Annotated in this window: 15 protein-coding genes; 8 read left to right on the top strand and 7 right to left on the bottom strand. The window is 52.1% G+C overall.

Annotation, left to right across the window (positions count from 1 at the left end):
* Positions 1-157: 157 nt before the first annotated feature.
* From ACTL32_RS00005 to ACTL32_RS00030, 6 genes are all read right to left on the bottom strand, one after another.
* On the bottom strand, positions 158-1684 hold the full coding sequence (locus tag ACTL32_RS00005) for a tripartite tricarboxylate transporter permease (protein ID WP_441339545.1): 1527 nt from the start codon (positions 1682-1684) through the stop codon (positions 158-160).
* Between the two features lie 18 nt (positions 1685-1702).
* Positions 1703-2152: a tripartite tricarboxylate transporter TctB family protein gene (locus ACTL32_RS00010; protein ID WP_204893508.1), complete on the bottom strand. Its 450-nt coding sequence runs from the start codon at positions 2150-2152 to the stop codon at positions 1703-1705.
* A gap of 46 nt (positions 2153-2198) precedes the next feature.
* Positions 2199-3218: a Bug family tripartite tricarboxylate transporter substrate binding protein gene (locus ACTL32_RS00015; protein ID WP_441339546.1), complete on the bottom strand. Its 1020-nt coding sequence runs from the start codon at positions 3216-3218 to the stop codon at positions 2199-2201.
* A gap of 134 nt (positions 3219-3352) precedes the next feature.
* On the bottom strand, positions 3353-4030 hold the full coding sequence (locus tag ACTL32_RS00020) for a response regulator (RefSeq protein WP_441339547.1): 678 nt from the start codon (positions 4028-4030) through the stop codon (positions 3353-3355).
* Positions 4031-5614 (bottom strand): ATP-binding protein, encoded by a 1584-nt coding sequence (locus ACTL32_RS00025; protein ID WP_441339548.1) that lies wholly within the window; start codon positions 5612-5614, stop codon positions 4031-4033.
* A 205-nt stretch (positions 5615-5819) separates the two neighbouring features.
* Positions 5820-6713, bottom strand: coding sequence for a MerR family transcriptional regulator (locus ACTL32_RS00030; RefSeq protein WP_441339549.1), 894 nt, complete (start codon positions 6711-6713; stop codon positions 5820-5822).
* Positions 6714-6967: 254 nt separating this feature from the next.
* Here ACTL32_RS00030 and ACTL32_RS00035 point away from each other — a divergent pair, with 254 nt between their 5' ends.
* Genes ACTL32_RS00035 through ACTL32_RS00045 form a run of 3 tightly spaced genes read left to right on the top strand, consistent with a single transcriptional unit; the run spans position 6968 to position 10852 of the window.
* A complete protein-coding gene (locus ACTL32_RS00035) occupies positions 6968-8449 on the top strand; it encodes an aldehyde dehydrogenase family protein (protein ID WP_441339550.1) in 1482 nt (493 codons plus the stop codon).
* Positions 8450-8468: 19 nt separating this feature from the next.
* Entirely contained in the window at positions 8469-9632 is a 1164-nt protein-coding gene (locus tag ACTL32_RS00040; protein WP_441339551.1) for a saccharopine dehydrogenase family protein, read from the top strand.
* 26 nt (positions 9633-9658) lie between these two features.
* On the top strand, positions 9659-10852 hold the full coding sequence (locus ACTL32_RS00045) for an acyl-CoA dehydrogenase family protein (RefSeq protein WP_441339552.1): 1194 nt from the start codon (positions 9659-9661) through the stop codon (positions 10850-10852).
* 56 nt (positions 10853-10908) lie between these two features.
* Here the strand turns inward: ACTL32_RS00045 and ACTL32_RS00050 are convergent, their stop codons facing one another.
* A complete protein-coding gene (locus ACTL32_RS00050; RefSeq protein WP_441339553.1) occupies positions 10909-11817 on the bottom strand; it encodes a diacylglycerol/lipid kinase family protein in 909 nt (302 codons plus the stop codon).
* 100 nt (positions 11818-11917) lie between these two features.
* Here ACTL32_RS00050 and ACTL32_RS00055 point away from each other — a divergent pair, with 100 nt between their 5' ends.
* The 5 genes from ACTL32_RS00055 to ACTL32_RS00075 all read left to right on the top strand — a co-directional run bounded on the left by ACTL32_RS00055 (position 11918) and on the right by ACTL32_RS00075 (position 17858).
* Entirely contained in the window at positions 11918-13111 is a 1194-nt protein-coding gene (locus ACTL32_RS00055; protein WP_441339554.1) for an alanyl-tRNA editing protein, read from the top strand.
* Positions 13112-13169: 58 nt separating this feature from the next.
* Positions 13170-15302, top strand: coding sequence for a beta-propeller domain-containing protein (locus ACTL32_RS00060; protein WP_441339555.1), 2133 nt, complete (start codon positions 13170-13172; stop codon positions 15300-15302).
* A 92-nt stretch (positions 15303-15394) separates the two neighbouring features.
* Positions 15395-16534, top strand: a complete 1140-nt coding sequence (locus tag ACTL32_RS00065; protein ID WP_441339556.1) for a zinc-dependent alcohol dehydrogenase — start codon at positions 15395-15397, stop codon at positions 16532-16534.
* A gap of 94 nt (positions 16535-16628) precedes the next feature.
* Positions 16629-17384, top strand: a complete 756-nt coding sequence (locus ACTL32_RS00070; RefSeq protein ID WP_441339557.1) for a threonine/serine exporter family protein — start codon at positions 16629-16631, stop codon at positions 17382-17384.
* Between the two features lie 12 nt (positions 17385-17396).
* Positions 17397-17858, top strand: a complete 462-nt coding sequence (locus ACTL32_RS00075; protein WP_204893495.1) for a threonine/serine exporter family protein — start codon at positions 17397-17399, stop codon at positions 17856-17858.
* The last annotated feature ends 38 nt before the right edge of the window (positions 17859-17896 follow it).

Genomic DNA, 17896 nt, shown 5'->3' on the forward strand with positions numbered 1-17896 from the left:
TGAGCGAAGCGAGGGAAGCGGCTGAAGCCGAGCCCACGGAAAGCGAAGTGGCCAGCCCGGTCGGGCTTATACATCTCAATTCATCATAATTAAACTTTCTCTACAGTCTAAAAGCCGTCCTTTTGAGGACGGCTTTTTCACATGCTTTCTATTGCGCTTAATCTTCTTCGTTCACAATGATGGCGCGTCCTTTGAATTTCAGCAGCAGCGGCACAAGCAGCCAAGCAGCGGCAACGATCAAAAGAGCCAGGGAAATCGGTTTGGTGACGAAGATGGAGAAATCGCCGTTCGAGATGGTCAATGCACGGCGCATGTTGTTCTCGATCATCGGCCCAAGCACAAGCGCCAATACGAGCGGTGCCACCGGGAAATCGTTCCGGACAAGCAGGTAGCCGAGCACGCCGCAGCCAAGCAGAAGGAACAGGTCGAACGTTGTGTACTGCACTGCGTAAACACCGAAGAAAGAAATGGCGATGATGATCGGCAGCAAGTATTTCTTAGGCGTCTGGATGATTTTAGCGAACACTTTGACGAGCGGCATGTTCAGCACCAAAAGCATCAAGTTTCCGACGAACATACTTGCAATCAGCCCCCAGGCCACTTCGGGATGGTCGTCAAAAAGCAGCGGGCCTGGCTGGATGTTGTACATGATGAGCGCGCCCATCAAGATTGCAGTTGTCCCGGAACCCGGGATGCCGAGCGTCAGGAGGGGGATCAATGCCCCGCCGGAAGCAGCGTTATTCGCCGATTCCGGTCCCGCTACGCCGGCAATGGCGCCGGTTCCGAATTTTTCAGGGGTCTTGCTGAATTTCTTCTCGGCAATATAGGAGAAAAACGAAGCCAAAGTGGCGCCGGCACCCGGCAAGACACCGATGAAGAACCCTAGGAATGAACCGCGCAAAATCGGTGCGGTGCTGTCTTTCATATCCTGCCTGGTTGGCAGGATGCGGCCGATCTTGGCAATCGATCCTGTTTCATGGTCGCGTTCAAGCACCGTTTTGAAAACCTCGCCAAGGGCGAAAAGCCCGACGGCAATGGTCAAAAATTCAAGGCCGGAATAAAGGATAGGCAAGTCGTAAGTAAAGCGGGCAATGCCTGAAACGGCATCAATGCCGATTGTGCCGAGCATCAAACCGAAAACGGTCATCATCAATGCCTTGGTCATCGATTTTCCTGCAAGCCCGCTTACAGCGGCCAGTCCAAGGAGCATCAATGCGAAATATTCGGCAGGGCCGAACTCGAGTGCGATATTCGACAACGGCTTCGCCAGAAGGACGAGGCCGATCAGGGAAATGATCCCGGCTGCGAACGATCCGATTGCTGCAATCGAAAGCGCTGCGCCGGCACGGCCTTGCCGCGCCATCTGATAGCCGTCGAGCGTCGTTACGACTGAAGAGGATTCACCTGGAGTGTTCAGCAAAATCGAGGTGGTGGAACCGCCGTACATGGCCCCGTAATAGACGCCGGCCAGCAGGATGATCGAACTCGCGGCAGCCGCTTCTGGCGGCAACCCCGCTGTGAGCGTGGCCGTAACCGGGATCAGCAGGGCTACACCGCTCATCGGACCGATGCCCGGCAGTACGCCGACTGCCGTTCCGATCAAGACACCGACAAAAGCGAAAAGGATATTCTGCCATTGGAAGGCGACGCTGAAGCCATCCATCAAGAATTGTAAAGTACTCATGATATTCCGCCTTTCCTGTTAAAATACCGGGAATCCAGGCAATGAACCGCCGAGGAATTCCGCAAATAAGTAATAGACGCCGAATGAAAATGCGCCGGCAATCACAAGGGACTGAATCCACTTGCCGCGTTCCATCGTTTGAAAAGCAAGAAGCAGGAAAGCGAAAGTGGTGATGACATACCCCAGCGGTTCAAGAAGCGCTGCGTAAAGGACTGCGCCGATGAAGATCACCAGGAATTTGCCGTACTGCACTCCTTCGGAATTGCCGTCAACCGCCTGATAGCGGAAGGTTTCATACAATAGCCGCATGCTCAGCAAAATCAACAGGATGCCGAGGCCGATCGGAAAAATATCCGGGCCGACAGAAGATCCATAAGAACTTTCAGAGATTTTTCGGCTTTCGAGAACAAAAAGAAGCCCGATCAAGAGAAAGGCGATTCCCGCAAAGCGGTCAAATGTTTTGCTCATAAATTCCACTCCTTAAATGGAGAAAGCGGCCGAAGCCGCTTGCCCATTATTTTTGCATTTCAAGTGCAGTCAACAATTCAACGATGACTTGCTCCTGGTTTTTCAAATATTCTTCAAAATCAGCGGCATTTTTGTATTCGCTCTGCCAGCCGTTTTGCTCAAGTTCTTTTTTCCATTCATCGGTATTCGACATTTCTTCCAGCTTTTCAGTCCAGTATGTTTTCGCGCCTTCAGACATGTTCTTTGGTCCGAAGATTCCGCGCCAGATCGTGAATTCTGCATCAATTCCGGAATCCTTGAAAGTAGGGACTTCGCTCAATTCGCCTTCAAGGCGCTCAGGCGAGCTGACTGCAAGGACACGGACATCGCCGGATTTTACATACTCAGCAATAGTTGAAGCATCCGTGGCGATGACATCTGCATTGCTTCCAAGAAGTGCTGCGACTGCTTCGCCGCCGCCGTCATAAGAAACGTATTTTACGGATTTCGCATCGATGCCGTATTCAAAAGCAGGCAGGATGCCGACAAGATGGTCCATCGATCCAGGTGCAGAGCCGCCTGCCAACGTAATGGCTGTCGGATCAGCCTTGATTGCTTCCAATAGGTCTTCCAATGTCTGGAATTCCGAATCCGCTTTGACGACAATTGCACCGTAATCGCGCGTCAATTGGGCAAGCGGGGTAGTGTCTTTATAGCCGTAAGGGCTATTGCCTTCAGCTTTGTTGCTATTGATCAAGATCGGTGGTGATTTCACCATCATCATATAATCGTTATCCACTTCTTTGGTAGCGTACTCTGCCATGAAAACAGCACCGCCGCCGCCGGGTTTATTTTCCACAGTGATCGGTTCTTCAATCAGTTTTGTGCCGTTCATCGTTTTCGCGATTGAACGTGCGGTTAAATCCCATCCTCCGCCAGCGCCTGATGGAGCAACGATCGCGATGCCGCGTTCAGGATAATTAGAACCTGCTTCCTTGTCTGCTGCTGTTTCTCCGCCTGATGAACAAGCGGCCAAGCTGAACGCCATGACACCTGCCAATGACAACGAAATCATTTTTTTCAACATATGAACATCCCCCTTTGAAATAATTAAAGACAGCGCTTTCATGCGCTGTCTTTAATTTATCAGAACTTTTATTCAATTAAAGTTTTTGGAGATAAGGGGGATATTGTTCAATTTATTAATTTTGTTCATAAAGTTCACCGCTGGGGGAAGTAGCGCCTTTCCGGCCTGCCGATTGTGCCGTACAGCAATTCCGCAATTGCCAGATGCTCGGTGACCAGATGTTCCAGGTAGCGCCTCGCTGTCGATCGGCTCATTCCACAAGCGGCTCCCATTTCTTCCGCAGTCATTCCTTCAGGCGAGCCGGTGAGCCGGTCCCGGATGCGGGACATGGTGTTCGGATCGATGCCTTTTGGCGTCTCTGCGGCTTCGGGGGAATTTCGCCGGTCCATATTCCAAAGCCGTTGGATGGCCACTTCGTCCAGCGACCCGTCTTTTTCAAGCGCCCGCTTTTTTTCCTGGTACGCCAGCAGGCTTTCCTGGAAGCGGCCGAAAGTCAGCGGTTTGAGGATATAATCCGCGACACCGCTGCGGAACGCTTTTTTCACGATCTCGGTTTCCGACGCCGCGGTAATAAAAATGATGTCGGAGTCCGGGCTTTCCTTTTGAATGAATGGAAGAAGGTCGGTGCCTTTCATATCCGGCAGGTAGACGTCCAGCAGAATCAGCTGCGGTTTCAGTGCCTCGATCCAGTCTTTCCCTTCTGCGCCGTTATGGGCAGAGCCCACCACTTGGAAGCCATCGATTTTTTCAATGAACCGCTTGTGGATATCCGCTATGCGCTTATCGTCTTCAATGATAAGAATTTCAATCATTTATAATTCCTCCGTCTTTATGGAAATGATGAACAGCGCTCCGCCGAGGTCGCCCGTCTCCATCGCGATTTCGCCGTGAAGGTCGCGCACGCTTTCAAAGACCTTGACCATGCCGTAGCCGCGGTCGTCACCCGGCTTCGTGGAAATCCGTTCTTTAAAGAGAACCGGCAGGATCGCAGGGTCCAATCCGGAACCCGAATCTTCCACTTCAATCAGTATCTCATTGCCGTTATCGGCAATCAACAAGCGCACAATCCGTTCTTCTTCCGGCAAGTGTTCGACGGCTTCTAAGGCGTTGGCCACCAAATTTCCGAGGATCGATACAAACAGGCTTTTTTCGAATTGCTCCGGAAGTTCGTCCAAATAGCTGTCTTCGTCCAGGAGAAAACGCACTTTCAGTTCCCGCGTCCGGTTGTAGAGCCCGATGACCAGACCGCCAAGAAACGCATCTTTCAGCCGCGTCGTAACGAAATGCACGAGCGACTGCTGTTCCTCGGTTTCATGATGGATCAATTGCATCGCCTCTTCGAGGGAATTCAACTGGATCAATCCTGAAATGGTATACAGGGAATTCTGGTGTTCATGGGTCTGTGCACGCAAGGCTTCAGCATACTGCCTGACCTGAGAAAGTTCGCTCCTGAGCCCTTCGATATCCGATTGAAGGCGGAAACTTGATACAGCGCCGACAATCTCATCGCCCATCAAAATCGGGATGCGGTTGACGATCGTCTTCTTACCGAGGAAATTCATCGGCCGGTCCAGTTGAGGCTCGCCTGTCTCAAGGACTTGGGGCAGCAGCGTGTTCGGCAGCACATCATCAATGGCTTTTCCGATAAGCCGGCTGCCTTTCGGCAAGGCCAGCATGTCATAGGCCGCAGCATTCGCCATCGTGACCTCTCCGGTCTTGTTGACCATAATGATGCCTTCCCGGACGGATTCGATCAAGGCGTTCCGCTCGTTATAAAGATTGGCGATCTCTGTCGGCTCAAGCCCGAATAATGTCTTCTTGATGTTATGCGCCAACACCATCGAACCGAATAAACCGATCACAATGGCGATGAAAACGATAGCGCTGATGGAATCCAAGTATTCATGGAAGACGGATGCCATATCTGCTTTCAGAAATCCGACGGAAATCACCCCAACGATTGCGCCGGCTTCATCGCGTATGGGGGCCTTGCCGCGCAGGGCAGGGCCGAGGGAGCCGGTGGCTTCTGAAATATAGGACAACCCTTGGACAAGCGCTCGTTCATTATCGTCGCCGACCATCTTTTTGCCGAGCCGGTCGGCCATCGGATGCGAATAGCGGATCCCGTCTTTATTGCCGATGACGACGTATTCAGCGCCGGTCTGCTTGCGGATCTCTTCAGCAATCGGCTGAAGGGCTGCCGCAGGATTCGGAGTTGAGAAGCCTGCCTGGATATCGGGCCGTTCAGAGGAGGTCACCGCAATGTTCAACGCCCGTTTTCCGACCTGTTCCTCGATGGCATCCGAAATTGTCATGTAAAAGAGAAGGCCGGCGACCACCATGGCGGTGGAGATGAAAAACGCGCCGAATAAGAAGATTCTTTGTTGCAAAGACATATCTGCGTCACTCATTTCAATGTTGATAGAACATCCTTTATTTACCAAGTGGATATAGAAAAAAACGCAAAAGGGTTACTTTTGCGCCGTTTCCTCTTTTTCTGCACAGTCGAAGCAGAATAGTTCACCGTCGATATAAGTGCCGTCCAAAAACCCGTCGCGGCAATAAACGTCTTTGTCGCAATTGCTGCAAGGTCCGATGAGCTCACGCATCCTGAAGCCCGGCGGCGTATATGTACATCGCTTCTTTCAGGTATTGGGAAAGCCCCTTTCCATGCTGATCGATATTGTTTGCAAAACGCTGGTCTGATGCGTAAAGGTCAGCGAGTCCGCGGAACATTCTCGGCGTGCAGTCATAGAAGCGGTTGAGCAGCGTATAATAGGCCTGCATTTCAACCTGCACGTCAGCGTTATCGGCTGGCAGGTGCATGAGGGAAGCGACCGCCGAATAAATGCGGTTGCCTTCACGGTTGATCTCTTCCAGATCTTCTTCTTCTTTTTCCGGCTTTTCTTCCGCAGCTGGCGCTTCTTCGTAAACGGCCGCTTCCGCAGGATCTTCAGCTGTAAACGAAGGGCCGCCAGCGGTCTCTGATGCAGAGGCTGTTGCCTGGACAAGCGCTTCAACCAGCTCCGGTTCTTTTGTTTCTGCTGCTTCTTGTGTAATCGGTTCTTCTTGGGTCAGTTCCGGAATTTCCACCTTGTACAGATTGATGTTGTCGGCGGAATTTTTGATGGAGAACGCAGCAAAACGTTCTTCATTTGTAAGCGAAAGTGCGCCGGCGTTTTCAAGCAGCGTCTGCTCGGCGTTTTCGATCAATTGTTCCAAGCGCGCTTTCTTCTGGCGAAGAAGTTCAATGTGTTGTGTCAGTGCAAAATTCGAATCAAAGCCGTGCGCAACGACTTCCTGGATTTTTTTCAGCGGAAATCCGAGTTCTTTCAAGAATAGGATCTGCTGGAGCAACTTCAAATCTTCGCCGTTGTAATAACGGTAACGGTTGGCTCCGATATTTGAGGGTTTCAGCAACCCGATGCTGTCGTAATGGTGGAGTGTGCGGACACTGACTCCTGCAATCTTTGCTACTTCCTGTACTTTGTACACGATTATCATCACCTCTACCTTTAGATTAGACTATTACGAACCGTGAGTGTCAATAGAATAAAAAGAAAATCTCTGAAATGGCACATTGTTCACAAAGAGACAGGGGAACGCATTTTCTAAAACGGGTCTATTCACTCACAATTATTATAGAAAGAAAATTCTTAATTTTACATTTGAGGGGGTGGCAGTTTACAAAGAGCTGTGAAATAATGGGATTGATAGCGCTTTCAAAAAATACATAGGAGGGATTCAAATTGAAATTGACCAATTATGTGAACGGGGAGTGGCAGGACGCTGCAGGAGTTGAATTTGCTCCCGTACTGAATCCGGCTAATGGGGAAGAATTGGCACAAGTGCAGCTGTCGACAGCAGAAGATGTCGGAGCCGCCGTAAAGGCCGCAAAAGCAGCACAAAAAAAATGGGCGAAAGTCCCTGCTCCCAAACGGGCGGATTATTTATACGAAATCGGGCGTCTGATGAAAGAACGGAAAGAGCATCTGGCCCAGGTGTTGACCAAGGAAATGGGCAAAGTGATTGAAGAAGGACGGGGGGAAGTCCAGGAAGGGATCGATATGGCTTATTACATGGCAGGCGAAGGCCGCCGGCTGTTCGGAGAGACGACCCCCTCGGAGCTTGCCGATAAATTCGCCATGAGCGTCCGTTCGCCGATTGGAGTCGTTGGGCTTATCACGCCCTGGAATTTCCCGGTGGCCATCGCTACGTGGAAATCCTTCCCGGCGATTGTGGCGGGAAATGCATTCCTGTGGAAACCGGCGACCGAGACGCCGATGATGGCATATGAAATGGCTAAAATCTTTGATGAGGTCGGGCTGCCTGAAGGCGTCGCCAATATTGTCTTCGGCAGCGGATCGGAAGTCGGGACTGCAATGATTGAACACCCTGATATCCGGGTCATTTCATTTACGGGCTCAACGGAGACGGGGCGCAAAGTGGCGGAAGCCTGTGGGCGCAACCTGAAAAAAGTATCCCTTGAAATGGGCGGGAAAAACGCCGTGATCGTTATGGAAGATGCGGATTTGGACCTTGCCGTCGAAGGGATTCTCTGGAGCGCGTACGGGACGGCCGGGCAGCGCTGCACTGCCTGCAGCCGCGTCATTGTCCATAAGGACGTCAAAGAGGATCTGCAAAAGCGCCTCCTTGAAAAAATCGGAACACTGACCATCGGGGATGGGCTCGACGAGTCGGTCAAGGTGGGCCCGGTCATCAATAAGAAAGCGTTGGAGAAGATCCACTCGTATATTGAAATCGGCCAGCAGGAGGGGGCAACACTCCTCACTGGGGGCACCATCCTGTCAGAAGCCCCTTACGATAAAGGGAACTATTACGCACCGACAGTGTTCTCAGAAGTGGCGCCGGATATGAGGATTGCGCAAGAGGAAATTTTCGGTCCGGTCGTTTCCATGATTGAAGTCGGAAGCTTTGAAGAGGCGATTGAAGTCAATAACAGCGTTATCTATGGTTTATCGAGCTCCATCTATACCCAGGATGTCAACCGGGTGTTCAAGGCGCAGCGCGACCTGGATACGGGCATCGTCTATATCAATGCCGGCACTACAGGGGCGGAAATCCATCTGCCGTTCGGCGGGACCAAAGGGACCGGAAACGGCCACCGGGATTCAGGCGTTGCGGCGCTCGATGTCTTTACGGAATGGAAAAGCATCTACGTCGACTACAGCGGCAAGCTGCAGCGTGCGCAAATCGATAACGACAATTGAAGGGAAAGGGGCGAGGAGGATGAGAGTAGCGGTATTGGGAGCAGGATTGATGGGAAAGCAGGCAGCCGGTGATTTGGTGGAAAATCCGAAGGTGGAAGCAGTCTTCTTGGCGGATCTCCATGTCGCGCAGGCCGAATTGTTTAAAGAACAATTGGGGAGCGGCAAGCTGCATGTGCTGCAGCTTGATGCCAACGATGACGAAGCGCTCGCAGCGGTCATTTCAAAAGCCGATGTGGTGGTCAATGCGCTGTTCTACACCTTCAATGAAAAAGTGGCGCGGACTGCGCTTCAATGCGGCGTTCATGCTGTCGATCTGGGTGGCCATATCGGCGGGGCAACGGATGCGGTCTTATCGCTCCACGAGCAGGCGGAAGAAAAAGGGGTGACGCTCATTCCGGATTTGGGGGTCGCACCCGGAATGATGAATATTCTGGCGGGGTATGGCGCAGGAAAGCTGGACCGCGTCCAGGACATCCGCATATTCGTCGGCGGCATTCCCGTAGAACCGGAGCCTCCGCTCGAATACAATCATGTGTTTTCCTTAGAAGGCGTGTTCGACCATTACAGCGACCCATCGCATGTCATACGGAAAGGCCGGGAAGTCGAGGTCGAGTCATTGTCTGAAATCGAGCACGTGGAATTTGAAGGCTTCGGCGAACTGGAGGCTTTCCATACGTCCGGCGGCACATCGACGCTGATCGATACGTTCAGCGATGTGGAAACGCTCGAGTACAAGACTGTCCGCTATAAAGGGCATGCAGAAAAATTCAGGCTGCTTGTCGATCTCGGATTCACCGACCGTGAAAAAACCGTAACGGTCAATGGCATGGAAATCAGGCTTCGGGATGTCCTGCGTCAAGTGCTGGCGCCGATAACCGCGCTTGGCGAAAAACAGGATGCCGTCCTGCTGCGGGTCCGCGTCTCCGGAATGAAAAATGGAGAAGCGCTGACTTACGAGTACAATATGATTACGCTGCGAGAAGATGCGGGCGTAACGGCGATGGCGAGGGCGACCGCGTATACGATTTCGGTCGTCGCCCAACTGATCGGCAACGGGACCATCAGTAAACGGGGCTCCTATCCGCCGGAACTCATTGTTCCGGGGGATGTCTATATCCAGGAAATGGCGAAGCGCGGAGTGATGATCGAAGAAACCGTGCACCGTTCTGTTTATCAAAACTGAAGCTTCGAAAACGAGGGGGAATACGAATGGATTTCGGATTTTCACAAGAACAGGAATTGCTCAGAAAAACCGTGCGCCAATTTGTCGATGATGAAATTGTGCCGCATATTGCCGACTGGGACGCCGGGGGGGCATTTGATCCGGCAATCTGGCAGCGGCTGAAAGACCTCGGGCTGATGGGGGTCTGCATTCCGGAGAAATACGGAGGCAGCGGCATGGACTATAATTCCCTAGCGATTGTCTGCGAAGAACTGGAACGCGGCGATACGGCTTTCCGCACAGCGGTTTCCGTCCACACCGGCCTGAATTCGATGACGCTTCTGCAATGGGGGACAGAAGACCAGAAACAGAAATATTTGATTCCCCAGGCAAAAGGCGAGAAGATCGGCGCTTTCGGGTTGACGGAGCCTGGGGCCGGGTCCGACGTAGCGGCACTGTCGACAACCGCTGTACGGGATGGCGATGAATACATCCTGAACGGGCAGAAGACCTGGATTTCGCTGTGTGACGTGGCGGACCACTTCATCGTCTTCGCCTATACCGATAAAGCGCAAAAGCATAACGGCATCAGCGCATTTATCGTCGAACGGACGCGGGAAGGGTTTTCCTCAAAAGCGATCAAGGGCAAATACGGCATCCGTTCCGGAAACACGGGCGAACTGTTTTTCGACGATTTGCGGATTCCGGCGGAAAATCTATTGGGCGAAGAAGGGGAAGGCTTTAAGATTGCCATGGCTTCGCTCGATAACGGGCGCTTCACCGTAGCGGCCGGGGCAGTCGGCCTGCTCATGGCTTGCCTGGAAGAAAGCGTGAAGTATTGCCACGCACGATCGACGTTCGGCAAGCCGATCGGCGACCATCAGCTGGTCCAGCAAATGATCGCCAATATGGAAGCCGGCTATCAGATGAGCCGCCTGCTAGTCTATCGCGCAGGAGAAATGAAAAACAAAGGGATACGCAACACCCGTGAAACCTCACTGGCGAAATGGCAGGCGTGCGACTTTGCCAACAAAGCGGCAGACGATGCGGTGCAGATCCACGGAGCTTACGGCTATTCGGATGAATATCCGGTCGCCCGTTTTCTGCGGAATTCCAAAGCGCCAGTCATCTATGAAGGCACGCGTGAAATCCATACCATCATGCAGGCGGAATACGTCCTTGGAAAACGCAGCGATAAAAAGCTGAACCGCATGCTTCCGGACTGGCCGGCTGAAGAATAAAAGCAACTCAAGAGAAGGCACAAAAAAGATGAGCGCAACCCGCTCATCCTTTTTTTTCATTCCGGGAGAGTGTCGGCCGCAGGACGCGGCACCAGCATCATCAGCTGTTTCGGTTGGATGCGGATATCCAGGGGGGTCGTCAGATAGACTTCGCCATCGGTATCCACCTGCATCTCATTTTCCGTCCGGATTTTGATATTTTTCCCTTGGTAATGAGTGATGTATTCCAGGTCATCCGGCGTTATATTCGGCCGGCTGAGCGAGAACCATTCACGGATAGCGGCGAGTGTCGCTGCCTGGATGATGAACACATCCAGCAGGCCGTCAGACGGGCTGATTTCCTCCATCGGCAGCATATGCGTGCCAATCGATTTGCCGTTCATGATCAGCACAGCTTCGCCTTTTTCGGCATAGTGGATGCCGTCCACTTCCAAGTCCACGGAAAATGGAGCAGATTGCCGCATCGACTGCAAAGCGCTCATAAAATAGCTCAGTTTGCCGTAGCGTTCTTTCAGGTCGGGGTCGATGTTGAGCGAAGCGTCGGTAATCAGGCCGATGCCAGCAAAGTTCAAAAACGAACCGTCATTGATAAGAGCAGTGTCGATTGCCTGGATCTCGCCTTCAACAAGCGCTTCGGCCGCTTCTTCAAGGAGCAGCGGGATGTTCAATGTGCGGGCGAAATCGTTGCAGGTGCCGCTTGGCAAGATGCCGAGGACCGGCGGGTTGTCCAGGCTGCTCAATGCCTGGACGGCTGTATGGACGGTGCCGTCTCCGCCTGCTACAAAAAGGGCGTCGCAAGAAGAGCGGCAGGCTTCTTCAAACTCTTCCTGGGAGTCCGTTTGGATCAGCTCCAAATGCTTGGAGGCGCGTGCGAGCGCCGGAACTGCCAAAGGGATGATGGTGCCGCTCGTGGACGCTCCCGCAGTGCCGTTATACAATAGAATGGAACGATCAAATCTCGGCATGCTTATTCCTCCTAAAAGTCCTGTCGGTATTCATTTCCACTAAAAAGAAGTTGGTAAACACCGAAGCAAGGGGCCAAAAAACCGAAAGGAACGATCATTGATGACCTTGAAATTATATTACGAAGATCCTGAAATGAAAGAAGCGGAAATTGAAGTGATCCAAACCGGAAAGGACAGCCGGGGCGACTATGCTGTGCTGGACAAGACGCCCTTTTACCCGGAAGGAGGCGGACAGCCGGCAGACACCGGTACGATCGGCACAGTACGCGTGTTCGACGTGCAGACTGTTGAAGATGAAATCCGGCATTATACCTGTGAAAGGGTCGAGGCGGGCGGCTACCGGGCGGCGCTTGACTGGCAGCGCCGTTGGGACCACATGCAGCAGCATGCGGGCCAGCATGTGCTGAGCGCTGTTTTCGATGACGGATACGGATTGAAGACCAGCAGTTTCCATTTGGGGGCGGAACGGGTGTCCATCGATTTGGATGCGCCGGAAATTTCTCAGGAAATCCTGCAAGCGGCAGAAGGTGCGGCTAATGGAGTGGTCCGCCGGCATCTGCCGATCACAGTGCAATGGGTCAGCGACGCTCAGGCGAAAGCGATGCCTTTGCGCAAGCCGCCTGCTGTAAGCGGAGAGATCCGCTTGGTGAAGATCGGGGAGGTCGATTTGAATGCCTGCGGCGGGACGCATCCTGGAAATACCGCAGACATCGGAGAGATCAAAATTATCAGCACGGAAAGATCGAAAGGCGGGACCCGGGTTTATTTTCTCTGCGGCGGCCGGACGGCCAGCTATTTCCGTGAGCTTATCCGCGTGTCGGACAAGCTGGTCGGCCTGTTGAATGCCCCTTTGCAGGAATTGCCGGCAGCGGCAGAAGCGGTGCTGGGCGAAAAAGCGGCGCTTGAAAAAGAGCTGAAGGAAATGCAGTCGAAATTGCTCCAGGCAGAAGCGGCGGCGTTCCGGCCGGACGGGGATGGAGTGATTGAAAAAGAATTCACCTCACGTTCTGTCAAAGAAGTCCAGCAATTGGCTAGGTTTGTGGCCGCTGATTTTCCGAAAGCCTATTTGCTGTTTCTGGTACAGGACGCTTCGGGCATGAGGTTCGTCTGTGCAAAAGGCGCGGAAGCGGAAGGGGACGTCCGGGAAGTGCTGAAGGAATTGCTGGCACTGACGGGAGGAAAAGGCGGAGGCAACGCCGGCTTTGTCCAAGGCGGCGGGGAAAACGCTCGATCGCCCGAGGAATTAGGCAAGGCTTTTCGAAGTGTTGTTAAAAATATGCAGGGAATTCTGTAACTTTTTTCAATAAGGACTGTCTAATGGGAAAAGTGAGCCTTGAAAGGCGGGAGCAGGAATGAAACGAAAAAGCAAATGGCTGGCGGGGGCTGTAATCATTGCAGCAATCGCCATTGCAGCAGCGTTCATGTTTGAAAAAGTGGCTGTAAGCGCCCCGGCAGTCGCTTTGTCGGAACAGGGGTGGCGGGTGAACTTCTCTTCTGTGCTTCAGCCCGGAGCAGTGGCCGAAGGCGATATCTATTTGACGGATGCGGCCGGTGAAGCGGTCGAGACGGAAATGGTGCTGCTGAAAAACCGGCAGACGCTGGAAATTCCGCAGCTGCCGCCTGGAGAGTATAAACTCCACATCAAAAATTCGGCAGTGGCCGGCAGTTTCTTCAAGACACTGGAAAAAGATGAGGTTGCCTTTACAGTGCAGGAGAAAATCCAGAGCGTATCAGGCGAAGAAGAACTGAAAGCGTATTTTGAACAGCTGCTCGCTCTGCAAAAGAGCAATGAAGGAAAAGACGGAATGGCCGAGAGGGCTGGCGGGACCGAAGAATCATCAGACAGCTCGGGCGGCAGTGCCGAAGGCGGCGATTATTCCACAACCAACAAGCAGGTGGAAGGTGTAGACGAAGCGGACATGGTGAAAACGGACGGCTCCTACATTTACTCCATCAGCGAGAACCGCGTCATCATCTCGGATGTACGCGATCCGGCAGATTTGAAGGTTGCGGATGAACTGGTATTTAAAAAAGAATGGTATCCGCAGCAGCTGTTCCTTTCTGGGGATGTACTGGCGGTGCTTGGCAACCGGTATGTCATGCAGCCTGCAGATGGAATTGAGGAAGGGATCTATCCGCGCGACGGAATGACGACGGTCTCTCTGTACGATGTGAAAGATCCGGCATCGCCCACCTTGATCCGGGATTTCGGCACAGAAGGCTATTTGAATGGTGCGCGCTTGGCGGACAATGTGCTGTATTATGTCACGAATGTCTATCCCAATTTCTGGCGGATGGAAGAGCAGGACGATGCGGAGCTCCGCCCCCTCACCTATGATTCCAAGGATAGCGGAGACATGAAAGCAATGGAATACAGCAGCCTGGCAATTCTGCCCGGAACGATGTCCGGCAGCTACAGCATCATCTCTTCCATCGACCTGTCCGATCCGGCGGAGAACGAAGTCAGTACAAAAGGCTTCCTCGGCGGCAGTGAACAATTGTATATGACGAAAGACCATTTGTACTTGACGGCCGCAGCCTATCTGCCGGCAGAAGAAGATACGCAAGGGGAGGACGTGCGGATCTGGCTGCCGCAATTGGCCAATACCGCAGTTTTCAAGTTCAGCCTCAAAGGCTCGGATGTGCAATTCCTGGCCTCGGGCGAAGTGGCCGGGACCTTGCTGAACCAATTTTCAATGGATGAACACAACGGCTATTTCCGCATCGTGACGACGGAAGGATTTTCATGGAATGAAGACGCTCCTTCCAAAAATCATCTGTTCGTGCTCGACGCCGGCATGAAGCAGGTGGGATCTGTTGAAGATTTGGCAAAGGGTGAGCGCATCTACTCTGCACGCTTTATCGGAGACAAAGCCTATATGGTGACATTCAAGGAAACCGATCCGCTGTTTGTCATCGATGTAGCCACACCGTCAGCCCCAAAAGTCCTGGGCGAATTAAAGATTCCCGGCTTTTCAAACTACCTGCACCCATTGGATGAAAATCATCTGATCGGGTTCGGATCTGATACGAAACTGGAGCCTGTGAAGAACGGAGAGCCGCGTGTCGTGACAGGCGGCATGAAAATTTCGCTGTTCGATATCAGTGATTTCGCAAATCCGAAAGAAAAGGATACGGAAATCATCGGGGGGATGGGCACCTATTCGCCGCTCCAATACGACCATAAAGCCCTGTTCGTCCACGAAGGGAAGGATCTTTATGGATTCCCGGTGACGATGTACAAGGAAACAGGCGCCAATGCAATTGAATTTGAAGGAGAAGGTGCAATGGTCTTTTCTATTACAAGCGGGGGCATTGAAGAAAAAGCGAATTTGGTGGAACCGTCGAATATGCAATATGAGGATTGGGAAAAAAGCGTTCAGCGACTGCTCTACAGCGGCAATACATTGTTTACAGTCGCAAACGGTGAATTGAAGAGTTTCGACCTTGAAACGTACGAAATGAAGGATCAAGTCGGTTTTTAATCAGGCGCCATTCCGCAAATTTGCGGAATGGCGTTTTTTTTTGCCTGATAAGGGGAAGAAGTAGAGTATTCTGAAAAGACGGAGGAGATTCGATGAAAGCTGTAACTTTTCAAGGCGCAAAAGATATGCAAGTGAAGAAAGTGAAGGACCCCGAACTCCAGAAAAAAGACGATATTATTGTAAAAATTACATCGACGGCAATCTGCGGCTCGGATTTGCACATTTATCAAGGTGCACTGCCGACCCACAAAGATTATGTAGTCGGACATGAACCGATGGGGATTGTAGAAGAAGTCGGACCGGAAGTAACGAAGGTGAAAAAAGGAGACCGCATTGTCCTGCCATTCAATGTAAGTTGCGGACATTGCCATTACTGTGCTCACGATATGGAAAGCCAATGCGATAACTCGAATGGGAATCCGCATTTCGATACCGGCGGCTATTTCGGCTTTACGGAGCGCTACGGCAACTACTCAGGCGGTCAGGCGGAATACATGCGGGTTCCTTACGGGAATTTCATGCCGTTTGTCATTCCGGAATCCTCGGAGTTAGAAGATGAATCGGTGCTGTTCCTGTCGGACGTTTTGCCGACGGCTTGGTGGAGCGTGGAAAATGCGGGTGTAAAACCTGGGGACACAGTGGTGGTCCTGGGATGTGGGCCTGTTGGCCTGATGGCTCAGAAGTTCGCCTGGATGCAGGGGGCTGAACGCGTCATCGCTGTTGACGAAATCCCTTACCGCATGGAATTGGCGAAGCGAATGAACAATGTGGAAGTATTGGACTTCTCGAAACATGACAATACCGGTGCCTTTATCCATGAAATCACAGCCGGCGGCGCCCGCGTGGTCATTGACTGTGTCGGAATGGACGGCAAGAAATCGCCGGCAGAAGCGGTCCAACAGAAATTGAAGCTGCAAGGCGGAACGCTCAGCGCCATCGATATTGCCAAAGACGCCGTCAGCAAATTCGGGACGATCCAATTGACCGGGGTTTACGGCTTGACCTACAATATGTTCCCGCTCGGCAATATCTTCGAACGGAACGTCACCATGAAAATGGGGCAGGCGCCTGTCATTCACTTGATGCCGATGCTGTATGAAAAAATCGAGAACGGCGAATTTGACCCGCGTGAGATCATTTCACACATCGTACCGCTTGAAGACGCTGCAGATGCTTACCAGATTTTCAATGACCATGTGGATGATTGCACAAAAGTCATCTTGAAACCGTAAATGATTGGCTGAAACGAACGCTCCGCATCAGCGGGGCGTTTTATTTTTTGTCCAAGTGCGCTATCATGAAAAGAAAACAGAAGGGGGAAACTCGGTGGCTCAAAATGGAGAAACACGGCGCGAGCTTGCCCTCGATTGCTTTTTGCTTGCAGGAAAATTGATGATGGAAAATGGAGCGGAGACTTACCGCGTAGAAGATACCATGATCCGCATGGCCAGATCGCAGCAGATGAATGACTCCCATTGCTTTGTCACGCCGACCGGTCTCATGTTTTCGCCGAGCGATGAACTGGCAACACGTTTTGTCCGCATCAACGACCGGCGCACCGATCTTGAGCGGGTCGCACTGGTGAATTCCGTATCGCGCAGATTGGTTTCAGGGGAATTGACTTTGCAGGAAGCGTATGATGAATTAAAAACGATCAACCAGACCAATTACAGGTTCAATATATGGATTCAGATTTTGGCGGCAGCCACTGCGAGCGGCTGTTTCCTGATTTTGCTCGGGGGAACGTGGCGCGACTTGCCGTTCGCCTTTTTGTTCGGCGGCACCGGGTTCATAATTGTCGAAACCATTCTGGAACAAACCCGCGTGAAGTTTTTTGCGGAATTTGTCGCGGCGCTGGCAATCGGCATACTGGCGCTCTTATCGGTCAATTCAGGCCTCGGAACCGATTTGGACACTATTATCATCGGTTCGATCATGCCGCTTGTTCCCGGATTGCTCATTACGAACGCTGTCCGCGATTTGATGGCGGGGCATTTTGTGTCGGGCTTGTCGAAAGGGGCAGAAGCCTTCTTGACGGCATTCGCCATAGGGGCGGGCATCGCATTGGTTTTATCATTTTAAAGGAGGGGTTGGATGAACTGGCCACTTGAAGCATTTCTCAGTTTTCTGGCCGCTGCTTCGTTCGGCGTCATTTTCAATACACCGAGAAGGACGCTTCTCAGCTGCGGGCTTGTAGGGATGACCGGCTGGCTCATTTACCGGGCATTCGAACTGCTCCTTGAAGATCCTGTCCAGGCGACTTTTGCCGGCGCGTTCGGTGTTGCGCTAGTGGCGCATCTTTTAGCGAAAAGGTTCAAGATGCCAATGATCATTTTCAGTGTTGCCGGCATCATTCCATTGGTGCCGGGGAGCAAGGCTTACAACGCCATGCGCAATATCGTCGAAAACAATTATTTGGAAGCCATCACGTTCGCTTCAGAAGCGCTCATGATTTCAGGTGCTGTCGCCATGGGGCTTGTATTTGCAGAAGTGCTGATGCAGATCGTCTTCAAACAGATGGCCAAACGGGTACAAAAGAAAATCGGCATGACCTAGAAGTGATTTCTAGGCATGCCGATTTTTTCATTTATGTT

The organism is Planococcus sp. FY231025 (assembly GCF_052078085.1).
In the GTDB taxonomy this organism is placed as follows: Bacteria; Bacillota; Bacilli; order Bacillales_A; family Planococcaceae; genus Planococcus.